Source organism: Oribacterium sp. oral taxon 108 str. F0425, from assembly GCF_000214455.1.
Lineage (GTDB): Bacteria > Bacillota > Clostridia > Lachnospirales > Lachnospiraceae > Oribacterium > Oribacterium asaccharolyticum.
Genome location: NZ_AFIH01000001.1, coordinates 545,939 through 567,750, shown reverse-complemented (window position 1 = coordinate 567,750; position 21,812 = coordinate 545,939). Strand labels below are relative to the sequence as shown.

Annotated in this window: 14 protein-coding genes and 1 pseudogene; 7 read left to right on the top strand and 8 right to left on the bottom strand. The window is 45.9% G+C overall.

Annotated elements, in window-relative coordinates; genetic code table 11:
* Positions 1-167 precede the first annotated feature (167 nt).
* Both HMPREF9124_RS02875 and HMPREF9124_RS02870 read right to left on the bottom strand, forming a co-directional pair.
* Positions 168-1,772 carry a Na+/H+ antiporter NhaC family protein gene (locus tag HMPREF9124_RS02875; protein ID WP_009428044.1) on the bottom strand — a complete coding sequence of 535 codons (1,605 nt, stop codon included), beginning with the start codon at positions 1,770-1,772 and terminating at the stop codon, positions 168-170.
* A 153-nt stretch (positions 1,773-1,925) separates the two neighbouring features.
* The gene (locus tag HMPREF9124_RS02870; protein ID WP_036597598.1) at positions 1,926-3,389 is read right to left on the bottom strand and encodes a hypothetical protein; all 1,464 of its coding nucleotides are present in this window, start codon (positions 3,387-3,389) and stop codon (positions 1,926-1,928) included.
* Positions 3,390-3,630: 241 nt separating this feature from the next.
* Here HMPREF9124_RS02870 and HMPREF9124_RS02865 point away from each other — a divergent pair, with 241 nt between their 5' ends.
* Positions 3,631-5,109: a 4Fe-4S dicluster domain-containing protein gene (locus tag HMPREF9124_RS02865; protein WP_009428393.1), complete on the top strand. Its 1,479-nt coding sequence runs from the start codon at positions 3,631-3,633 to the stop codon at positions 5,107-5,109.
* A 204-nt stretch (positions 5,110-5,313) separates the two neighbouring features.
* Here HMPREF9124_RS02865 and HMPREF9124_RS02860 read toward each other — a convergent pair whose 3' ends face one another.
* Positions 5,314-6,672 (bottom strand): APC family permease, encoded by a 1,359-nt coding sequence (locus HMPREF9124_RS02860; RefSeq protein ID WP_242821601.1) that lies wholly within the window; start codon positions 6,670-6,672, stop codon positions 5,314-5,316.
* Positions 6,673-7,070: 398 nt separating this feature from the next.
* On the opposite strand from HMPREF9124_RS02860, the gene ucpA reads away from it, so the two are divergent.
* The gene (gene ucpA / locus HMPREF9124_RS02855) at positions 7,071-7,868 is read left to right on the top strand and encodes an SDR family oxidoreductase UcpA (protein ID WP_009429448.1); all 798 of its coding nucleotides are present in this window, start codon (positions 7,071-7,073) and stop codon (positions 7,866-7,868) included.
* Between the two features lie 88 nt (positions 7,869-7,956).
* On the opposite strand, the gene HMPREF9124_RS02850 is transcribed toward ucpA, so the two are convergent.
* The 4 genes from HMPREF9124_RS02850 to HMPREF9124_RS02835 all read right to left on the bottom strand — a co-directional run bounded on the left by HMPREF9124_RS02850 (position 7,957) and on the right by HMPREF9124_RS02835 (position 15,067).
* The gene (locus HMPREF9124_RS02850; protein WP_242821545.1) at positions 7,957-9,309 is read right to left on the bottom strand and encodes a hypothetical protein; all 1,353 of its coding nucleotides are present in this window, start codon (positions 9,307-9,309) and stop codon (positions 7,957-7,959) included.
* Between the two features lie 135 nt (positions 9,310-9,444).
* Positions 9,445-10,644: a TolC family protein gene (locus HMPREF9124_RS02845; RefSeq protein ID WP_036597595.1), complete on the bottom strand. Its 1,200-nt coding sequence runs from the start codon at positions 10,642-10,644 to the stop codon at positions 9,445-9,447.
* 172 nt (positions 10,645-10,816) lie between these two features.
* Positions 10,817-13,873, bottom strand: a complete 3,057-nt coding sequence (locus tag HMPREF9124_RS02840) for an efflux RND transporter permease subunit (protein WP_009429398.1) — start codon at positions 13,871-13,873, stop codon at positions 10,817-10,819.
* Between the two features lie 6 nt (positions 13,874-13,879).
* The gene (locus HMPREF9124_RS02835) at positions 13,880-15,067 is read right to left on the bottom strand and encodes an efflux RND transporter periplasmic adaptor subunit (protein ID WP_009429904.1); all 1,188 of its coding nucleotides are present in this window, start codon (positions 15,065-15,067) and stop codon (positions 13,880-13,882) included.
* Positions 15,068-15,478: 411 nt separating this feature from the next.
* Between HMPREF9124_RS02835 and HMPREF9124_RS02830 the strand changes: the two genes are divergently transcribed.
* The 5 genes from HMPREF9124_RS02830 (at position 15,479) to HMPREF9124_RS02810 (ending at position 21,256) form a co-directional block, all read left to right on the top strand.
* Positions 15,479-18,001: a Cna B-type domain-containing protein gene (locus tag HMPREF9124_RS02830; RefSeq protein ID WP_009427777.1), complete on the top strand. Its 2,523-nt coding sequence runs from the start codon at positions 15,479-15,481 to the stop codon at positions 17,999-18,001.
* 215 nt (positions 18,002-18,216) lie between these two features.
* Complete coding sequence (locus HMPREF9124_RS02825) at positions 18,217-19,035, top strand: CPBP family glutamic-type intramembrane protease (protein WP_009429934.1); 819 nt, start codon at positions 18,217-18,219, stop codon at positions 19,033-19,035.
* A 95-nt stretch (positions 19,036-19,130) separates the two neighbouring features.
* Positions 19,131-20,012 carry a 4-(cytidine 5'-diphospho)-2-C-methyl-D-erythritol kinase gene (ispE, locus tag HMPREF9124_RS02820; protein ID WP_009428046.1) on the top strand — a complete coding sequence of 294 codons (882 nt, stop codon included), beginning with the start codon at positions 19,131-19,133 and terminating at the stop codon, positions 20,010-20,012.
* Positions 20,013-20,067: 55 nt separating this feature from the next.
* Positions 20,068-20,772 carry a GntR family transcriptional regulator gene (locus tag HMPREF9124_RS02815; protein ID WP_009428495.1) on the top strand — a complete coding sequence of 235 codons (705 nt, stop codon included), beginning with the start codon at positions 20,068-20,070 and terminating at the stop codon, positions 20,770-20,772.
* Positions 20,773-20,824: 52 nt separating this feature from the next.
* A complete protein-coding gene (locus HMPREF9124_RS02810; RefSeq protein WP_009428580.1) occupies positions 20,825-21,256 on the top strand; it encodes a hypothetical protein in 432 nt (143 codons plus the stop codon).
* A gap of 20 nt (positions 21,257-21,276) precedes the next feature.
* Here HMPREF9124_RS02810 and nrdG read toward each other — a convergent pair.
* Positions 21,277-21,800: pseudogene (gene nrdG, locus HMPREF9124_RS02805) on the bottom strand (anaerobic ribonucleoside-triphosphate reductase activating protein).
* Positions 21,801-21,812: the final 12 nt, after the last annotated feature.

The following is a 21,812-nucleotide window of genomic DNA, read 5'->3' as shown; positions in this document are numbered from 1 at the left end:
AACTATTCGCAAGAAACTATACTTTTTCTTGTAAAAAAAAGCAATAAAAAATTTTTTTAAGATAAATAGTTTAAAAAACGCCTCAAGTAGTTTTCAAAACTACTTGAGGCGTTTCCTCCAAAAATATTGCTGTATGTTTTCGCTCCTGCCTTTTCCCGGCATTGATTTCAGACTTTCTGTCTCCGCTTAATTTCCATCAGAATCACAAAGAGTAGAACGGTCGCCACACAAAGCGGTAGCCAGGGGCTTTTCAGGAAGCCGGCAAGAATATAGGCAAAAACGGAAACCGTCGCTACCAAAAGAGCGTAAGGGAGCTGTGTACTGACATGATTTAAATGAACACACTGTGCTCCGGCGGAAGACATAATTGTGGTATCCGAAATCGGAGAGCAATGATCTCCGCAAACCGCTCCCGCCATACAGGCAGACATGGCCAAAATCATCATGCTGTAATCCGTCTTTTGGAAAACACCGACAACAATCGGAATAAGGATTCCGAACGTTCCCCAAGATGTCCCCGTAGCAAAGGAAAGCCCAACCGCAATCAAGAATACAAATGCCGGCAGTAAAGAGAGCATGGCTCCTGCACTCCCTTGCACCAGACCTGCCACAAATTCTCTCGCTCCAAGGCTGTCCGTCATCGCCTTCAGACTCCAGGCAAAGGTTAAAATCAAGATGGCCGGTACCATTTGCTTAAAGCCTTCCGGCAAACACTCCATGGCTGTCTGGAAAGAAATAGACTTCCTCAGGAGATAGTATAGCAAAGTAAGAAGCAGCGCCGTAAAAGAGCCGAAAACCAATCCTGTCGGAGCATCGGACTGTGAAAAGGCCGTCACAAAATCCGTTCCCGAGAAAAATCCTCCGGAATAAATCATTCCGATTACGCAGAAAATCACAAGACTTATCACGGGAAAAAGCATATCCATGATTTTCCCTTCCGCATACTCGCTTTCTTCCCTTTCTCCATAGGGTCGCTCTTCCGTAGTAAACAAATCCCCTTTTTCCATCGCATTTTTTTCATGGATTGCCATAGGACCGAAATCCACCTTGAGGGCAATCAGGAAAATCATCATGCAAATAGACAGAAGGGCATAAAAATTATAGGGAATGGTTTCCACAAAAAGCTTCATGCCGTTTTCCCCTTCCACAAAGCCGGAAACTGCGGCCGCCCAAGAGGAAATGGGCGCAATAATACAAACGGGTGCGGCCGTGGTATCAATCAAATAGGCGAGTTTCGCTCTGCTGACACGCGCTTCATCCGATACCGGGAGCATCACGGAACCCACAGTCAGACAGTTAAAGTAATCGTCGATAAAAATGAGACAGCCCAAAACCATGGTGGCAAACATGGAGGCTCTTCTCGTCTTGATGTGTGTCCTGGCCCAATTTCCGAAGGCACGTGAACCTCCGGTCTTATTCATCAGCTGAACCATCATCCCTAAAATCACAAGAAAGCAAAGTATTCCCACATTTCCGGTATCGGAAAGGACCTTGAATATTCCCTCTTTAAAAATGTGGTTTATACTTTGCTCAGGGTTGTATCCGCTAAACAGCAGGGCGCCGCTTAGAATGCCCAGAAAAAGTGAGCTGTACACTTCCTTCGTCACAAGCGCCAAGGCTATGGCGATGAGCGGAGGGAACAAAGACCAAATGCTCTGTTGCACCGTATCTTTTGTTGTAAAAAAATATGCCGCAAAAAGGAAAAGCAGAACCAGGCCCAAAGTAAATATACGCAATAGGCTTCTTATCTGTCTTTGTATCTTCTTTGTCATCTTCACTACTCTTTTCTGTTGTATAGTCATTCCGAAATTTCACTATACTTTACAAAAAATAGCAATTTTTGACAAGTGTCGGCAAAAGAAATCAAAAATCCACACAGTAAGAGAATCCCCCCACACGCGAGAGAATCAAAAAATATCCATAAATTAAAAACCGAAGTTATCGTAAACAGAATGCGGAGAAAGAACTTCCTGGATTACCGTTTGGATTTCTTCAATGTTCTCCTCTTGGAAATATTCCTTTCCGTTTTCCACACTTTCCATCTGTTCCTGCATATCCATTCCCATTTTCTCATAAGAAAGAATGAATTCCTTTAGACTGCTGAAAGAATCAATAACTGAACGATTTCGATTCTTCTGTAGAAGCTTCTGCAGGGCTCGCAGGTATTTTCCTTCCAACATAACCTGTGCGGCTTCTGCACGAATTTCCCTCTCATCCTTCCCGAGCGGAGCCACATACCAGTTTCCTTCTTTGGTCCATCCGTACCGGATGACCAATTTTCCGGTTACATCTTTATAATATTGAAAACTGCCGCTTTCATCCTGAATAAGAAAGCCATCCTCCGCCTGTTTAAAAAGATTCAGGAGTAAGGTCCGATCCACGACAGGTACGCGGAAAAGTCCGATTTCTTCTCCGTCTATAAAGCCTCTTTGCTTTGCCTTGCTGATAATTTCTTTCACAGCCGATTCGGGAATACGATAAGCGGCATCTTCCAGAGCAAGATCTTCCACGGTTTTTCGGATAAATTCCTCACTCTTTCCTTTTTTCGCCCCGAGTTCCCACATGGCCTTCGCATGCCCTTCCGCCTGCGCATCAATCATTTCTTCACGAATATTGAAAATATGGTGCGTAAGAAGTGCCGCTTTCTTTACCACCGAAGATACGTCTTCATTGCGCAGTTCAATCGCATAACGCGGTTTTTCGCCCTCTCGAACGCCAATTCCGATAGAGCAAACGTTCGGTGTATCCTTCAAGCTTTCCTGTATCTGCGGATCGTCCCAGGTAATCCGTTTTTTATCACGATTTTCCAAAAGAATAAAATGCACATTGCCGTACTGTCTGTATTCCTGCTTTAAAATACGATAGGCCGTATCGGTTGCAAGAGAATACACTGCGGCATACACATTGATTCTCGGATTCTTTTCCAGATAGGAGCGGAACTGCAATACATTTTCCCGTGCCTCTCCGGAAGCCAATTCTCTACTGAGCTTATCGGCGTCAATCGGCACTGTGGGACGTCTTCTCATATAGACAAAAAGTTCATATTTGCTTTCCGGAATGCGAATGCTTTCTTTCCCGGCCAAATAGGCATTGCTGATATCCTTTTTCACTTCAGCCATCATATCCGTCAGCTCTTTTCGGGCATCCGCATTCTGGGCATAGGGACAGGACATCAGACTTTTAATCTCCTCATGTCGCTCATTGAGCTGAATCAGACGAATTTGCCCCTGTTCCTTTTCCTGCACTATGCTCAGGCTTTCTTCGGCAGTAACCGTGGCAATCTTCTCTCCCTTCGCATTTAAAACGCGAATCGGCTTTAAAATCACACCTTCTTCATTCCTGATTCCTTCCTCTTCAGAAGATCCAAATAGCATTCCCATTAGTGACATAAGCCATCCCTCTCTCATTCCCTAATTCAAAACAAATGCCGCTTATCTGTCGGCATTCGATTTATCCAAAATCGCAAGTACACCTTATCTAAGGATAATTTCGACAAAGTTTTCCTCAAAATAAGCATTTTGGGAAAAAGAACACTGCTTTTCCGCCAATATGCTATACTACCACCGAGCATCGGGAATGGAAGCGTGAAATAACCCGAAAAAAGAGTCTGGTTTAATAAGGAGAAAAACTATGATTACCAATGATAAGGGAGTGATTCCCTTAAAACACCGGGTCATTGAAGGCCTTGCTAGGCTTGCCTGGAAAAATGATGTAAACGAAGAAAGTAAAGAGCGTTTGGTTCGAGAACTCTCCCCCGGTCCCAAAGCCGTCTTTCGTTGCTGTGTCTATAAGGAGAGAGAAATTCTGCGCAGAAGAATACGCCTTGCCTGTAACGAAGACGCCAATCCCTGCCGAAAGAGCAGTAACATCATTCAAGTAATTGATCCCGCCTGTGAAGAGTGCCCCATCTCTTCCTATTCCGTAACGGACAACTGCCGTCTTTGTCTTGGAAAAGCATGTCAGAACAGCTGCCATTTCGGAGCCATTACCATGACGGACCAGCGGGCCCACATCGATCCCATGAAGTGTAAGGAATGCGGAATGTGTGCTTCCGCCTGCCCCTATAGTGCGATTGCACACCTGACCCGTCCCTGCAAAAAACCCTGTCCGGTAAATGCCATCACCTATAATGAAAACGGACTCTGCGTCATCGATGACGAACGTTGCATCCGCTGCGGGCAATGCGTACACTCCTGCCCCTTTGGCGCTATTTCCACCAAAACGAACGTCCTCGATGTCATTTCCGCCATTCAGTCCGATAAAGAGGTCTATGCCATGTGTGCCCCGGCAACGGAGGGACAGTTCGGAAAGGATATTTCCATGTCGGCCATTCGAACGGCATTAAAAAAACTGGGCTTTAACGACATGGTAGAAGTGGGACTCGGTGGGGATATGACGGCCGCTTACGAAGCGCTCGAATGGTCCGAGGCAAGAAAAGAAGGGAAGAAAATGACCACTTCCTGCTGTCCCGCCTTTATCCATCTTTTGCAAAAACACTTTCCGGAGCAATACAAAGAAAATATGTCGGAAACGCTTTCTCCCATGGCAGCCGTTTCCCGTTACTTAAAAGCCATTCACCCGGGCTGCATTACCGTTTTCATCGGTCCTTGTATGGCCAAGAAATCCGAATCCCAGGAAATGGGTATCGAAGGGAATGCGGATTACGTGCTCTCCTTCGGGGAATTTACCTCCCTCCTTCGTTCAAAGGATATCAGCCTGGAACCGGAAGTACAGCCTTACCAGGAGGCCTCGCTCTGGGGTAAAAACTTTGCCGGCTCCGGCGGCGTTGCGAATGCCGTTATGGAGTGCATGCGGGAGCGGGGAGAAGACACCACCGATATCAAGCTTCGTGCCTGCTCGGGCGGAAAGGAATGCGTCACGGCGCTTACCCTCCTGAAAATCGGAAAGCTCCCGGAAGACTTTATCGAGGGCATGGCCTGTGAAGGCGGCTGCGTAGGCGGTCCTTCCAAGCATAAGGCGGAAAATGAAATCAAAAAGTCCAGAGACAGCCTGTTAGGAGAAGCCGATACCAGAAAAGTGCTCGACAACCTGAAAAACTACCCGATGGATCAGTTTAGCATGATGAGAACAAAGAAAATAGCGGAATAAATGAGCGTTTAAGCACTATACAAGATTTCTGAGGAGTTCTAAATCATTCTTTTTCTGCAATACTCCCGACAGACAAAATCCCCCTGAGCGGAACTTAAGAATTCTTAAGCCTGTTCAGGGGGATTTGATTCTTAACAAGTGCAGGCGAGGCCTGAGACATCTTGTTCACAATGAGTATCGTGCGCAAAGCATACGGTATCTCGTTTAATATTTTTTCTCTCCGTCAGGGGTTTCTATCACTACCTTCGACTTCTTCCAACGTACCAGTACCATGTAGAGCCAAAGGAGAACTCCCACTCCCAGATATACACCAAAGGACATCCAAGATCCGATTCCCTGTCCCAGTGTACAGAAAAAGGCAATGAGGAGCATGATAATCATCGCAAGATAGGTAAAGAAATTACCATGCTTTAAGGCATTCGGACTCTTCCAACTCGGGTATTTATGTCTGATTCTGGCTGCCGAAACCATCGTGAGTGCATAGGCACAAGCGCAGCCGAAGGACATCAAGTTAAAGAAATCGTTCATAAAGGTTGTCGCGTTCATCAGCAAAATAAAAATCAGGCTGATTGCCAGCAAGAAAATATTCGGGAGTATCGGTTGCTTATGTTTGTTGAGCTTCTTGAAAGCTGCCGGAAGAAAATTCTTTTCCGACATGGAATAAAGCATTCTGACCGTGGACATCCAAAATCCCATGATGGATGCACCAAGTCCCATAAATACGGAGAAAAAGCCGTAAAGAACCGGCCATACCGTCCAGCCGAGTGTTCTCTGCATATTGGTAATGGTCAGGAAACCGTCTTTCGCCGTGCCTTCCGTGAGGTTCTGGAAGGAATCCAGTCCCGCTACACAGAAGTAGAAGAAAACATAAATCAGTCCGCAGGTGATAACCGACCCGCAAATTGCCTTCTTTGTATCCTTAATCGGGAAATCTCCCTCTTCCACCATCTGCGGAACGGTCTCGAAACCGAAATAAGGCGTAATAAGAAGTGCCATACCGATAATCCAACCCGGAATGCCGAGAGACGGACTGATGGTCGTTTTCAGTAAACCGTCCGTGATATTGGAAAAGCTCCAATGTCCGGAGAACAAAATCAAAATACCGGTAATTAAGGTGGAAACAATATTTACAAACAGGCATAAGGCCTGCGCCTTAACCAAAACATTAACATCCTGCAGGGATAAAAGGAAAACCAGCACCAAAATGCAAACGCCAATCAGCATAATGGCATTAAATCCCAAAACGAGGCCGAAAGTACGACTCACCCAAGTGGCTATCGCCATAACCACAGCCGGAGGAACCGCAATCCAAGCCGCCATAATAAGCCAGGATGCAAAAAATCCGACATGCTTATTCATTCCGACAGTGTTGTAAATCAACTCACCGCCGGAAGTATGAAATAAAGGTGCCAGTTCCGAATAGACCAAGGCTGTCGGTAAAATTGCCAAGGTCATCAGACCGAAAGCAAGCCAGGTTCCCGATCCGCAATAGCCGAAAAATACGGAATCCCAATAGCTTACCCATGTGAAAATGGAACCGGTCGCAACAGTGTAGACAAAAATCAGTTGTAAGCTTTTTTGTAAGCCGCTATCTTTTTTTCTTCTGACATACCGCCCCTCTTTTCTAAGACGAACGAATCTCTACTTGCAAGGCTTGGAACGCTTCAAACTCTGAATATTCTGACTCGTTAAGCATAAACCTGACGCAAGAAGAACTTCTCCGTCTGAATCAAAAAACGACAATTCTGTATAGCTCCACTCGCTAATATTGTATTACAGTCCTTTGAATAGTCAATAATTTAACAATATCTCAAATTTATCTTTATGATAAATTCTGTTTTCTATTTTTAAGTCATTACTTTGCTGTTTTTTGTGAATTTTTTCTCAATAGTGCTAGAATATAAGCAGTAGTTCCACTCAAGTATTCTGTTGACAACATGCATTAGATTATGGAGGGAATCATGAAGAAATTAGAAGGAAAAGTCGCATTAATTACCGGTGCAGCGGTTGGTTTAGGTGAGGGGATCAGTACCGTTTATGCCAATTACGGTGCTAAACTCATTATGGTTGATTTGGATCCCAATGTGGAGAAAACCGCAGAGAGATTAAGAAAAGAGTACAATGCGGAGATTATTACCGTGGTAGCCAATGTTGCTCATAAAGAGGAAATGATTGCTGCCGTAAAGAAAGGAATCGAAGCTTTCGGAGAGATTAACGTTGCCTGCTGCAACGCCGGAGTTTGCCGTTTAGCTCCCTTTGAAGAGTTTACGGACGAAATGCGTGACTTCCATATCGATGTAAATATTAAGGGTGTATGGAATACCTGTCAGGCTGTTATTCCGGAGATGTTAAAAGAAGGAAAGGGAAGCATCGTGATTGCCTCCTCCGTTACCGGTGACATCGTAGCCGATGCGGGAGAAGCCGCTTATGCAATGACAAAGGCCGCCTTAGTCGGTCTTACGAAGTGCCTTGCCGTAGAATATGCAAACCGCAACATTCGTGTCAATTGTTCACAGCTCGGTTATGCTCGTACCCCCATGGTAGAGAAAATGGCAGTGGAATCCAATCCGGAAGATCCCGAGTCCGCAATCCAGAGCATTGCAGTAGGCGTTCCCATGAAGCGTCTTGCAAAGCCGACCGAGGTTGGTGAGCTCTTTGCTTTCTTAGGCAGCGATGAATCCAGTTACTTAACCGGATCACAGGTTGTCATCGACGGCGGATCCACCTTACCGGAAACCATGTCTATCGGAACCAACTAAAGTATGACAGTCGAAAAGAGATGTCGGAAATGCACCGACATCTCTTTTTAGTTAAAGTATTTCTCCCTTGTCCGATTCCAAAAGCAAACTAGTCCAAACTGATAATCCCTTTATTTACCGCTTCTTCATAACGGAAAACCGCCTGATTATATTCCAGTCTCGCTTCTTCATAGCTGTTCTCGGAAGACAGGGCATCCAGTTCCATTCCTTCCGCATCCACTCTTCCGATGAGTCCCTTCTCCTGCATACGGAGCGCTCTTTCCTTCTTTAAATTGGCAAGCGTCGCAGTGCTTTCCGCCTGCTTTAAGGAAAGAGACTTTGTCTCGATATTTTCCCATAGCGCTTTTAAGCTGCTCCGAATACTCTCCGCTTTTTCCGCCTGCTTTTGCTTCTTCTCGGTCCAGCCTGTAATATTCTTCTCTTTTTCCCGAAGAATTTCCCCATACTCGCCATTTCGTACCAGAACCGCCTGATAGTCCGTTTCCTGATTTCGACCGTTTAAGAAATCTCTCGGAAAATCCGGAATGGGATCGATGGTAATGTTTTGATAGGTATTCATGTGCCAACCAAGGCTTAAGCCGATATTTCTCTTCATCGTATCTAAGCCGTTCCGCATCTTCTTTAAATCCGACTCGGCGCTCTTTAAGGAAAGCTCTGCTGCCGTCACATCATTTGCCGTAGCCTTTCCGAGGCTCATTTCCTTTTTCACCTTTTCCAGGCTCCGATTCATGAGGCTTACTCGTTTTTCCAATAAGTTTTCGGTATTTTCCGTCTGCGCATAACTGAAGAGAAGGTTTTGCATGGCATCCGAAAGAACGGCTTTCCCGGTTATAAACTGAGACCGAACGGCTTTTTCGGCCTTCTTTTCCGCCTTCGTCATCTCTTTATCCGTCTTAGAAAGCTCCGTAAGTGCCGCATTTGCTTCTACCAAGCTGCTGTCCAGCCCCGGAAGAATCCTCTTACTGTTCTTTACCTTTTCCAACTTGCTGATTTCTTTCGTAAGCGCTTCTTTTACCGTCTTATCTTCCGTGTTGTCTCGCTCATCCTTCAGGGCATTAATATTTTCCGAAAGAGCATCCAAAATGTCTTCCCTCTGCTCCTTCACCGCATCCTTTACTCCATGAATTCCCTTGGTACTCTCCGAAAGAATATCCTTTTCCATCTCCGCTATACTGCTGTAGTGCTCAACAAGCTCAGGCACTTCATAAAAGGAAATGCGATTATCCTCCAAATCCCAAGTCGGATTGCTTCCTGCTGAATTTGTCGCACTTGCATTCGCATTTTCCGTACTTGCCGTGCCTGCATTCGTATTTTCCGCTAAAGAGGGAAAGGCGGAAAGGCAGAGCAGGACTGCACAGAAAAGAACCGCAGCCCTTCTCTTCCTACTTCCTTCCTTCTCACCATATTTCGCATCCCTGTTCCCATTCATCCTATACAACAATTTTCTCTCCCACTTTGTATAATTCACCACCATAGGCAATGCCTTTTTTGTGTTCCAAATACCATAAGGCAATTCCCAGTCTGCAAAACAAGCCCTAGCTTGTACAAACTGCCTTTTTCTCCTCTTGCCAAAGCGCTAGTCCGCCGTGCAGAGGCCATTCACGCCCGCCTGATAGTCCAGAACTTCTTCCGTAAGCTTTAAATCCGCCTGCCTCTTCTCAAGACTTGCTATGGTATAGGCGTTCTTCGCCTTATTTCTTGCCTTAACGCTTGCGGACCCGAGTTTCAGTCCGCGCTCCGCCTTCTCATAGGTCTTCTTCGCGTTTTCTTCCTGTAAAATGGCCTGCGACTGTGCATCCAGAGCTTCTTTTAGGCTTTGATAGCGGGAAAGCAGATCCGACTGAATCTTTTCTTTCTGATTCTCGATAGTTCGGGACAGACTCTCGCGATTCGCTTCTCCCTCGGAGAGATTCAACTTTCTTGTACTGATCTGCAGACTTAAGTTATTGTCCAGAGCCTTCTTTGTGTCCTCGGAGAGGGAAATCTGTTCAACACTTTCCCTCGTCGTCTCCGGAATGCTCGGAAAAACAGGATTGGCATCGGCTTTCCAACCGAGACTGACTTGCAAAAGCTCGGAAGTCTTCTTGATACTTCCGTCATCGCTCGCAAGCTGAAGCTCTGCCTGATCTGCTGCGGTCTTCGCCGTAAGAACGTCTATCTCCGTGGCCTGCCCGATTGCCTTCTTCCGCTCCACCGTTTCTTTTTCGCTTTTTCTGTCTTCGAGATTCACTGCATCAATCTCTTTTTGTAAAATCGTATTTTCCCGACTGATAAAGGACTTCTTCACCGTTTCCACAGTATTCTTTTCCGTCTGCTCGATGGAAAGCTTCGCCAGCTCCCGATCACTGTTTTGTGCTACGGAATCCGCAGAAAAGTTACTGCTGTTACTCTGATACTGCATCTCTGCAAGAGCTTCCGCCACGGCATTTCCATTTGCTGCCGCCATAGCCTTCTCATAAGCATCTTCCACTTGAGCGCGAGCCGTTTCCACATCCACATTGTAGCTGCCCCTTCTTTCACTGTCCCGGAAGTTAATCCAGAGAGAAGAAACGGTCGGATTATACTCATGCACTAAATCCGCTATTTCCTCCCAGGAAATCGTATTGTCCCGAAGACTCGCCCATTCCTCCGGACTTCTCTCCCTCTCATAGGAAGTCTGCATCGGTGCCGTATCCACATTCTCCGAAAAACCGTATCGTCCGGCCGCAAAAGCCGACGTAAACGTTAAACTTGCAATCATGCATGAAATCGGTAAAATCAAACCCTTTTTCTTCATCTTCTCCTCCAATAAATCTATCTTATCGGCATGCCATTAAAGACGCCTCATAATGAACTTTCTTTCGCTTTCCAAATATAGCACAGCTACCCGGGAAGTTCTTTACAATTCTCTAGCAATACTATGAATATTTGCTGTTTAATAGAAAAACACGACGTGAAAATTCTATAGACTATGCGATAGAATTCTTTTTCCCGTACATGATGCGGTAATACACCGGAAGCAGGAGAAGCGCAAGCAGGGTTGATGCGGTAAGTCCCCCTACATCCACGAGCGCAAGTCCCTGCATGAGCTTTCCGTTTTCTCCGATTGCCATAGCCATCGGCACCATGGAAAGGACCGTTGTAAGCGTTGTCATAAGAATCGGCCGGAGTCTGGTTGCCCCCGACTCGATAATCGCCCTGTCCAAAGGCATGTCTTCCCGATACTGGTTCACCGTGTCCACATAGAGAATCCCGTTGTTTACCACCGTTCCCACCAGCATGAGGAATCCCAGGAGGGAGGTCATGGAAATGGTCGCATCGAAAAGCCAGAGTAATCCGAAAGAACCAATCATGGCAAAGGGCACCGTAGTCATGACCATGAAACTGAAACGCAGGGATTCAAATTGTCCTGCCATCACAACAAAGACGAGGAACACGGCAATGGCAATCGCGCGGAAGAGGTCCGTGAACTCTTCCCTCATATTTTTTGTTCTCAAGCTTTCCGCAAGTGCAATATCCCTTCCCAGATGCGATTCCACAAGCCGGTCCACTTCTTCTTTCGTTTCCTTGTTCGCTTTTTCCGTATAGTTTGCCCGAATCGTCACCACGTACTTCTTGTCTTCCCGCGTTATCGTTGCCGGAGAATCGCTAAAGTCCACCGTCGCCACGCTGTCTAAGGCTACCGCAGCTCCGCGGGGCGTGGAAAAACGAATATTTTTTATTTTCTCCAGGGTATCAAAACGATCCTTCGGGTACTCCACCCGAACATCCGCCTTTTCTCCGTCCAGGTCGATTTTCATCACCGTCTTTCCACCCAAAATCGAGTTCAAGCTTTGTCCGAGGGCAATCGGACTCAGTCCCTCGGCTGCCGCCTTAATCGGGTCCACCTTCACAAGAAGACGCGGTGCGGCATTTTCCAGGCTGGAATGAATACCGGTAAGGCTCTCCTTCTTCTGCATCTCCGAAACAAGAGCATCGCTTTTTTCTTTCAGGCTCTGTAAATCTGGTCCCTTCAGGATAACTTCATAGCCTTCGTTGGTCTTCACATCTTCATCACTGGCCCCAAAATTCGCATCGCTCAGGGATTTCACCGTAATTACTTCATCGGGTCTTGTTTCCAGAAGCTTTTGCCAAGTTTTTGCCTTTTCCTTTGTGGACACGGACCGCTTCTTCTTTAAATAAGCGGTGACCGTACTGCTGCTGTCTCCCCCGTAAAGAGCCTGAAAGCCGGTTCCTCCGCCGGACAGCGTCGTATAGCGGTCCACATCGGGATCCTTCGCCACCATAGCTTCAATCTCCCGCATGGCCTTGTCTCTTTCTTCCAAATCCAGTCCCGGCTTTTGCAGAACGGAAATCTGCACGGTGGCACTGTCTATATCCGGCATCAGCTCTGAACGAATCTTTGTTGCCAAAAACAGAGAGAAAAGAAGAATCAGGAAGGTCCCCAGCACCACTGCTTTCTTATGCCGTAAAAAGCGCCCGATAAGGGTCCGGTAGCTATTCTGCAGACTCCGTACCGCCTTGTATGCCGGCGCCTTCTCATTCTCCTTCGGCTTATACAGTGTGAAGCAGAGCGGGACAATGGTAATTGCGGAAAGGAGAGAGGCGAGCATACAGAAAACGATGGTAAAGCCGAGCGGTTTAAAATATTGACCCGAAATCCCTTTTAAAAAGCCAAGAGGAAGGAAAACTACGCAGGTGGTGAGGGTGGAGCCGAAGACCGAGGCGCCCACTACCCGTACCGCATCGATTGCCGCGTCTCTCCTCGACCGTCTTTCGTCCTGAACCTCGTCCATCGCGCGGAAAGAAGCTTCCAATACTACAATGGAATTATCCACCATCATGCCTACGCCGAGCACCAGAGCGGAAAGGGTAAGCATATTCATGCTATACCCCATGGCATACATGAAAACAATCGCCCCCAGTATGGCTATCGGAATGGAAGAGCCTACGATGAGGGAAGCCTTTACATCTCCGAAGAAGAAGAAAATGATGGCCATGGAAATCACCACCGCCATAATCATAGTCTGGAAGACGCTGGAAAGAGAAGATTTGATACTGTCCGCATTGTCCTGGATAATATGAATGGATAGATTCGGGTTTTGCGCCTCTAAATCTTTGATTGTCTCCTTAACATCCCTGCTCATGGCAATATCGGACTCTGTCTGTGTCTTACTCAGGCTGAGTCCAATCGTATCTTCTCCGTTATATCTTCCGATGCTGCTCTTCTCTTCCAGGCTTTCCGATACTGTTGCGAGGTCCCGTAAATACAGGGTATTTCCCGTTCCAGTGAGAAGCGGTAAATTTTTCAGCTTTTCTATCGTGGAATAATCCTCCGAAACGCTGAGACTGAGCTTCTGCTTTCCATAATGAGTACTCCCGGCAGGATAAGTAAAATCGGAAGCCTTAATCATTTGGATAATATTTTCCATAGTCAAATGATACTGGGCAAGTTTTTCCTCGGAAAGTTCCACACGGACATACTCCGCCTGTCCTCCGGAAAGAGAAACCGAAGCGACCGAAGACAGCTTCTCCATCTCCGGCTCAATATTGTTTTTCACATAGTTATAAAGGTTAGCCTTTGTTTTATCCGAAATAGCAAGAACCATTCCCGCCTGGGCATTGATATCAAATTCAATATAGTCGGGGTCCTCCGCATCATCGGGTAAATTGCCTTTCAGAACATCCAGCTTCTTCTTCAGCTTGTCATAAGCACGGTCCATATTGGTGCCGTAACGATAACGAACAATGACCATGGAAAGGTTTTCCATGGAACGGGACTGCACCTCCTCCACATCGGACAGGAGGGAAACTTCTTCCTCTATGGGCTTCGAAACCAGTTCATCAATGTCCTCGGGAGATGCCCCGGGATAAACGGTAGACACAATCATATAAGGAAAATTCATGTCGGGGAGCAGCTCCATTTTCATGGTCGTAAAGGCGATAAAGCCGAAAAACAAGAGGGACAGCACCGCTAAAAAAGTGGACACCGGGCGGCGCAAAATCAATTTCGTAATGGCAATCATCTGCTTCTACCCCTTTTCTACTTTTGCGGATTCCTCCGGAGCGGACTCTTCTTCTGTAGAATTCTCTTCCAGGGATTCCTCCGGAGCGGACTTCTCTTTTGCAGAATCCTTTACAGACTCATCCTTTTTATCCTGCAGTCTGACCTTAGCCCCGTCAAACATCTCGTTGTTCCAGGAAGAAACCACCTTGTCCTCTTCGCTTAGTCCGGAAAGAATCTCTGCGCTCTCCTCACCACTCAGGCCGAGTTCCACCTTCTTTTTTCGGAGCAAGCCTTCGTTTCCGTCTGTCCCTTCAAAAACATAAACAAAGGCTTCACCGTTTTCATAGTAAAGCACATTCAGTGGCAAAATATTCACGCTACTTCTACTGTCCTTCGTAAGACTAATCTTCGCTTTTGAGCCCTCCGGAAAATCAGTATTTTCCACCTCCGCTTTCACCGGAAAGAGGCCGGTCTCCGGAAGCAGTACCGAAGAAATCTCCGTGATGGTTCCGGGATAGCTTTCCTTTCCTTTTTCGAGCATAATGCTCTGTCCGACGGAGAGATTTTTCACAAGCTCTTCCGTCGCGGAAAAGAGAACTTGCTGTGACCCGGCCCCTATCAAAGTGGCAAGCTGAGTCCCCTGGGGAATAAAAGCCCCTTTAACGAGAATACTGTTTTGCAAAATACCGTCCGACGGAGCAGTAATTTCGGAAAACTCCACTTGTGTATCGTAATTCAGCTTTGCCGCCTTAACTTGTGCTTCCGCAGCCTTTGCCTGTGCATCCGCCGCTTCAAAATCCTGGACGGAAATATCTCCCGATTCCTTAAGTGTTGCCAGTCTGTCCCGACTGTCACGTGTGACCTGTGCCTGTGCTTTTGCCTGCTCTAAACTGTACTTTGCGGCATCAACCTGTTTCTGATTATCCAAAAGGGCAATCCTTTCCCCTTTTTTCACTTCGCTTCCGTTTTCCTTGTCAATTTCCAGAACCTCTCCGGATATTTTACTGAGTAAACGGAACTGCTCTTTCGCGGAAATCTCTCCGAGGAGCTCCTCCTTTACCGCTATGTCTCCCTTCTCCATGGAAATGCAGGTGACTGTCGGAAGAGCCTTTCCTTCCACTTCTTCCTTCGGCTTCATGATTCGACGAACAATGAAAAAAGACAGCACCGATAAAACTATCAGAATAGCGATTGCTTTTAGCCCTTTTTGCATGGTTTTCCTCCCTTATCTCTACCTGTATAAAGGTCTGTACAGATGGTAGCACAATTTAAAACGACTATCCATAAAGATAGGATAGTTTTTGCCTCTATTTCCGCTGTTTTTTATTTCCCCCACAATATTTTTATTCTATAGGATGAAAACAAAAAATTTTATATTTTAAGAAATTCTTACGTCAAATCTTGATAGTTTTGGACAAAATAAACATAAATATTAAGTTTTAATTTTTATTTATGGAGATAAACACGGCAATTAAGAAAAAACAGAGTTAATAATTTATATTTCCTTAATAAATCATTTTGTGATACTTCTATTTTTTTATTTTTATCTCTTGAAATCTATAGTCGATATGATAAAGTGACGAGTGATAAGAATGGTTTTATCCAATTTTGGAGAAGGAGAACTATGAGAGCTAAGAGACAAATTTTGTCCCTCTTATTGGTGTTGCTTTTGGTATGGCAGGGATTTTCTTTTGCCAACGCCGAAACGGGAAGCACACAAGGGACAAGCATAGTGGGAAGCGGAACAGGCACGGAAGCCTCTGCCGCAAGTAGCAGTACAATTTCAGGAACAGGCACTGCAAGCAGCAGTACCATTTCCGGAGCAGGCAGCGCAAGCAAAAAGGGAAAAGCAATTGAAAATGCTTTATCCATTGAGACATTATTGATAAACGGTAAGCCTTTGCAGGATGGCGGCACCCTTGTCAGCGGTCAGAGGCTGCAATTAAAAGCGAAGATTAAGGTGCAGGGCTTAAGTATTGAAGAGGGAGACTATATCTCTGTTCAGCTTCCCAAACAATTAAAGTCCAAAAATTTGAGTTTTGATATTCCGGGAGATGACGGAAAAATTCTGGCTAAAGGAACATACAATGAGACGACCAAGGAAATCCGCATCACCTTCACTAAGGATGCTGAAAACTACGGCGGCACAGACGGTGAAGTATTCTTTGTTACGGAAATTGACAAAGCAGTGGTCAACTCTACGACAAGCGCCCCGTTTCAGCTGGAAATCAACGGAAAAATGGTCATCAACTACAATATAGATTATCAGATTGTAACAAAAGAAAATCCGAAAACTTTTTATAAAGACCGTGACTACAATCTTCATAAAGTAGTAGATAAGGACGGGAATACCCATTACTTAATCCATTATCAGGTTACCTTGGATACCAGAAATATTGAAAAGGTTCCCGGTGCTACAAGCTATGAAAATATTGTTTTTACTGACACTCTGCAGAGTGGTGCACTGAGTTACTTTGATGTAAAAAATCATTTTACAGATCTGAACCTGAACCAGGCTGATATTGATAGGTATGCGCCTGTTCTTAGAAAAGGAATCTGGCGTTCCGGAGCTTATAATCAGCATGGTGTTTGGGAGAATGCCCCTGATGATTCCGATGCTAATCGCGGTCCTTTTTGGAGTCTTCGCAATAGACAGAACCTTGACGATTTTGCTCCGGTAGTAGCGGGTAGCCCAAACTATTCCGCAGACAGAAGAAGCTTTACCTATTCTTTGGGAACGCTGGCTCCTGATGACGGCTATACTCTTGACTATTATGTAGAGATTAGCGAAGCTTTTAAAAATAACGATATATTCTATAATTCAGCAAAGCTTACCGGTGACGGAATTATTCCGGTGGAAAGGAGTAGAGATTTTGTAGTTAATGAAGCCGGCGGCTTTTTAAACGGGAAAACCTTCAGTCTTCAGATTAAGAAAGTCGGAGAGGAAGGCGAGGCTTTACAGGGAGCAAAGTTTACTTTAGTTAATCCTAAGACGAACTATACAAAGACTCTTGTGACCGATGAGAACGGTATTGCAAAGCTCGAAAATGTTTTGAAAGCCGACTATGTCTTGACCGAGGTGGAAGCACCGGAAGGCTACGAGCTGGATTCCACTCCCCGCACCATCAGCAAGACGGATTTTGAGAATTCCGTCGCAAACGGGTCCACTGTGGAAGTGGAAGCTGTCAATAAGAAAGAGGAAGAGCAGCCGAAATTCCGGAATCTTTCCGTGAAAAAGGAATGGGTTTTAGATCCGGCTCTTGCAACAAATAAGCCCGAAAAAGTCAAGGTTTCCGTTTTGAAGAACGGTGTTAAGGATGAAAATCTTACGGTAGAGCTATCCGCAGCCAACGGTTGGAAGGCATCGTTTTCCAATCTTCCCAAGCAGGATGCCAACGGACAGGAAATCGTATATACCGTTTCTGAAGAAGAGGTGGCAGGATTTAAGGCTGCTATCTCCGGTTCCGAAGAAAACGGATTTACCATCAGTAACTATAACGGTTCCAGAGTGGTAATTCCGGTAACCAAGATTTGGCAGGGTAAGGGACCTCACCCCGACCACTTGAATGTTCAGCTTTTTGCCAATGGAGAGAAGGTAGCGACTTATACCTTAAACAAGGCTAACGGTTGGCAGCATAGCTTTGATATGCCAAAGCTTGATGCAAACGGTAAAGAAATCCGTTATACCGTTACTGAGGATAGCGTTGCCGGCTATACAGCAACAACCCAAAGCAATCCGGCTACCGGCTATGTCAATGTTTTTATAAACAAAAAGAATGATGTTCCTCCTGTAAAGCCCGGTAACGGCGGCGGAAATGGCGGCGGAAATCCTCCCAAGCCGAGTCCCAACCCCTCTACTCCCAATGAGCCGGGTGACCCGTCCGGAAATGGAGAAAGACCCGGAGAAGTCTTAAATGCAAACAGACCGTCTGTCAGTTCCCCGGAAAGTAATCCGGAGGGTTCCGTGCTCGGTGCAGGCAGAAACAATGCCCCTGAAGCAAAGGGAACGGTTTTAGGATCCGGACGCGGACAGACCAAGACCGGTGATTCCGCAAATATGCCCGTCTACTTTGCGCTCTTTGCCTTAACAGGCTTAGGCTTCTGTATCGTTGTACTGAACAACTACAGGAAGGAAAAAAAGAACTAAGACGAAATATCGCCTGCTCCGGGCAGGATACTCGTTAAGAAGGAAAAGGAAGAGGCAGATTGTCTCTTCCTTTTTTGTGCGGATGAATCCTTTTTCTTCCTCATTTACAAACTTGCCGATTTCCTGTACAATGCCCATAATTTTTCATCTGCCGGAACTCCGACTTTGGTGGATGGGGCTTCCCCTATTTCATGGTGAAAACAGAAAGGAGTAGTATGTTGTTCATTCGTCAATTTATTTTTCCGAAAGAAAAAACCGAGCATTTACGATTCTTTGATGTCCTGATTATCACCGCCATTTTATTCGGGCATTTTATCCTTCTCTCCACGGAATTATTTCTGGAGAGTTTCACAGCAGGGGTTTCCGCCATTCTTCCGGCTTTTTCCCTCTCCCCGGTTCTCCTCAGTGAAAATGGCAGCGGAATCTTGGAAACGGTTGCCGAAGCAGTTGACAGTACAACGGAAGGCGTTGCCTATTCCGGCAATTTGCAATTTCAAGCCATGATGCTTATCTTGGCTTTTCTCTATCTATGGATTCGAAACTTTGATTTTAAACAAATTCCTTTTCGTTTCCGTCTCTCCGTTATCCCCTGGTTTTTCATCATCCTCGCGGTTATGGGACTCAGTGCGGATCTTCTCTATCTGCTCTTTGATAACGGCTATAACTATTTCACCAAAGAAATTCTGATGTCTCTGGATTTTTTTGAGTTATTCCGAAAAATAGCGGTATTAAGCCCTATCGCCATCCTCTATGCACTGTTGAATGCCTTTTATGAAGAATACTTTTTCCTCGGTCTTTTGGGTACGGTAGACCAAAAATACAAGTGGCAGACCCTTCTTTATTCCACACTGATCCGTATTTCCTTCCACACCTACCAGGGACTTCCTTCCGCACTGATAATAGGCATTGTTTTCGGTCTGATTTACTACTACTTTTATCATCGAAGAACCAAAAATCTCCTTCCCCTTGTTTTGGTCCACTCCATGGCCGATATGTTCGGTTCCGGATTTCTCTATATCTTTGCCCGATTCTGATCCGGAAGACATCGATGTACTTGCAAAAATGCAATTTTTTCAGTAAAATCTAAGGGACTTTGTATACAAGAAAAAGTAGTCAAGGGGATAAAACAATGGATGAAATAGAGCTCAAGGCGCACGGGAAAATTAATCTGTCCCTGGATGTCTTAAGCCGAAGAGAAGACGGCTATCACAATGTAAAAATGATTATGCAAAGTGTCACTTTACATGATACGGTTTTCCTGAAAAAGGAAGAAGAAAGAGGCATTCGCTTATCCTGTAACCTTGCTTCCCTTCCTACAGACGAGGGCAATCTGATGGTTAGAGCGGCAAAGCTGATGCAGGAAGAATTTTCCATACCGGGCGGAATCGGTATGCGTCTTCATAAGCGTCTTCCCGTAGCTGCCGGAATGGCAGGGGGATCAAGTGATGCTGCTGCCGTATTCTTAGGGCTGAATCAGCTCTTTAATCTGGGACTTTCTGTTTCGGAACTGGAAAGGCGAGCCGTAAAACTCGGAGCCGATATCCCCTTCTGTTTACATCGAGGCTGCTTTCTTTCCGAGGGGATTGGAGAAAAGTTGCAAGAACTCCCTCCTCTCCCCCCCTGTCACATCATTCTGGCCAAGCCCGCATTTTCCCTGTCTACGAAACTGATTTATGAGAATCTCCACGTAGACGGCATTCATAAAGCGGAGCACCCCGATGTGGATCGGATGATACAAGAATTGAAAAAAAACAATTTGGAAGGAATCTGCCATTTAGGCGGAAATATTCTGGAAAGGGTGAGCCTTAAGCTCCGACCGGAAATTCGCGAGTTAAAGAACTATTTTACGGAAAAAGGCGCTCTTCTTTCCCTCATGAGCGGCTCCGGTCCGACCGTCTTTGCTATCTTTCCCAAAGAGGAGGAGGCAAAATGCCAAGCAATTTTAGAGGAGCTGAAAAACACGGCACTGAACAATCTTCTGGAATCAAGCTGCATTACCGCACCATGTTAGGCAGCATTTCCAATACGAAACATTTTTTACTGAAAGAGAGAATAAGGAGGATAGCATGGGTAGCGATTTCACAATCAATATGAACGAATATCTCCCCCTTCGGGATTTGGTTTTCAATACACTGCGGCAGGCCATCTTAAAGGGTGAATTGAAGCCGGGCGAGAGGCTCATGGAGATTCAGCTGGCAGAAAAACTGGGGGTATCCAGGACACCTATCCGAGAAGCTATCCGAAAGCTGGAGCTCGAGGGGCTGGTTCTGATGATTCCGAGACGCGGTGCGGAAGTCGCTAAGATATCCCATAAGTCTCTCCAGGATGTTTTGGAAGTGCGCGGTGCGTTGGAAGAGCTTGCGACGGATCTGGCCTGTCAGCGCATTACCGATGAACAGCTTACAGCCCTCCGTGATGCGGAAAATCATTTCAAGGCGGTAGTGGAAAGAGGTACGGAGATGGAAATCGCCGAGGCCGATGAGGCTTACCATGACATCATATATAACGCCACGGGAAATCAACGCCTGATTCAGATGATTAACAATCTCCGGGAACAAATGTATCGCTATCGCTTGGAATACATTAAAGATGAGGCACAGAGAGGAACTCTGATCAGTGAGCACGAAAAGATTCTGGAGGCTATCCGTATCCGTGATATCATTCGTGCCAAGGCGCTGATGAAGGAACATATCGATAATCAGGAGATGACTGTTTCCAAAAATTTAAACGAGGCGGAAGAAAGAAGCCGACAGGCTGCAGGCAAGCGTTAAATTTTTTCTTTCAACGGGTGGCAAAAATCGGCAGGACGAAAGGAGTTTTGAAATGAAGAAAATTGTATTACTTGTAGGAATCATGGGAATGCTCGGCATGGTGGCCTGTGCGAAGAAAACGGCTACGGAAACCGAAAAGGTGACCGAAGCCTCTACGGAAATCAAGGTTGGCGAAGACGGCGAAAAGCAGGAAAGCGAAGCCAAAAACAGCAGTGAGAAGGCTACTGAAGCGGAGAGCGAAGCCAAGGGAAAAGAGGCAGGCGGAAAAGAAAAGAAGGATCTTACCGTAATCAGCGGCACCATCACCGATGCCGCAATGTACAGCGTAAGTGTGCAGGGCAATGACGGAAAAGATTATGCACTGAACAAAACCGAAAAGACCGATATTTCCGGACTCTCCCAAGGAATTGAAATCGGCACCAAAGTAGAAGTTACCTTCGATAAAGATATGAACATCATCTCCATGGTGGATCCGGGGAAATAGGCGGAATAGAATAGGAGTTTTTATCCATCCTCCCTATAAAGGACAATTTCCCCTCTTCTCCTGCTTTCCTCAACAAGAATCAACCTTTGGTTCTTTGAGCCCCGGAAGAGAAGGGTGATGTCTTTTTCCGCTTCTATAAAACGACCATCCACAAGGACGGTAAGGTAAGAAAAGAGCTCGTCGAGCTCTTTTTTTCTTCCCCTCCTCGAGAAAGAAGTTCTTCATAGGTGTAGCCGGAGTAGCACCAGATATCCTTCTTGGGAAGTCGTTCTTTTACCTTCCTTAGAAACGGCAGAAGGGCATGAAGATTAGCCGGGTAAAGGGGTTCTCCTCCAAGGAGACTTAAGCCCTGAATCTCCGGCTTGGAAAGGGCTGTCAGAACCTTCTCCTCCACTTCCTCCGTATATTTTTCCCCGTATGCATAATTCCAGGCAATCTCATTGAAACAGCCCGGACAGGCATGAGGACAGCCGGAGACAAAGAGACTGACTCTTATCCCCGGCCCGTTTGCCACATCGAAATATTTGATTTCCGCGTAGTGCATAGTATCCTTTCT

Bases quoted from the DNA above. Each gene is read 5' to 3' on its own strand.
- HMPREF9124_RS02870 (WP_036597598.1), bottom strand. From the start codon at position 3,389: ATGTCACTAATGGGAATGCTATTTGGATCTTCTGAAGAGGAAGGAATC.
- ispE (WP_009428046.1), top strand. From the start codon at position 19,131: ATGGATGAAATAGAGCTCAAGGCGCACGGGAAAATTAATCTGTCCCTG.
- HMPREF9124_RS02830 (WP_009427777.1), top strand. From the start codon at position 15,479: ATGAGAGCTAAGAGACAAATTTTGTCCCTCTTATTGGTGTTGCTTTTG.
- HMPREF9124_RS02840 (WP_009429398.1), bottom strand. From the start codon at position 13,873: ATGATTGCCATTACGAAATTGATTTTGCGCCGCCCGGTGTCCACTTTT.
- ucpA (WP_009429448.1), top strand. From the start codon at position 7,071: ATGAAGAAATTAGAAGGAAAAGTCGCATTAATTACCGGTGCAGCGGTT.
- HMPREF9124_RS02825 (WP_009429934.1), top strand. From the start codon at position 18,217: ATGTTGTTCATTCGTCAATTTATTTTTCCGAAAGAAAAAACCGAGCAT.
- HMPREF9124_RS02865 (WP_009428393.1), top strand. From the start codon at position 3,631: ATGATTACCAATGATAAGGGAGTGATTCCCTTAAAACACCGGGTCATT.
- HMPREF9124_RS02875 (WP_009428044.1), bottom strand. From the start codon at position 1,772: ATGACAAAGAAGATACAAAGACAGATAAGAAGCCTATTGCGTATATTT.
- HMPREF9124_RS02835 (WP_009429904.1), bottom strand. From the start codon at position 15,067: ATGCAAAAAGGGCTAAAAGCAATCGCTATTCTGATAGTTTTATCGGTG.
- HMPREF9124_RS02815 (WP_009428495.1), top strand. From the start codon at position 20,068: ATGGGTAGCGATTTCACAATCAATATGAACGAATATCTCCCCCTTCGG.
- HMPREF9124_RS02845 (WP_036597595.1), bottom strand. From the start codon at position 10,644: ATGAAGAAAAAGGGTTTGATTTTACCGATTTCATGCATGATTGCAAGT.
- HMPREF9124_RS02810 (WP_009428580.1), top strand. From the start codon at position 20,825: ATGAAGAAAATTGTATTACTTGTAGGAATCATGGGAATGCTCGGCATG.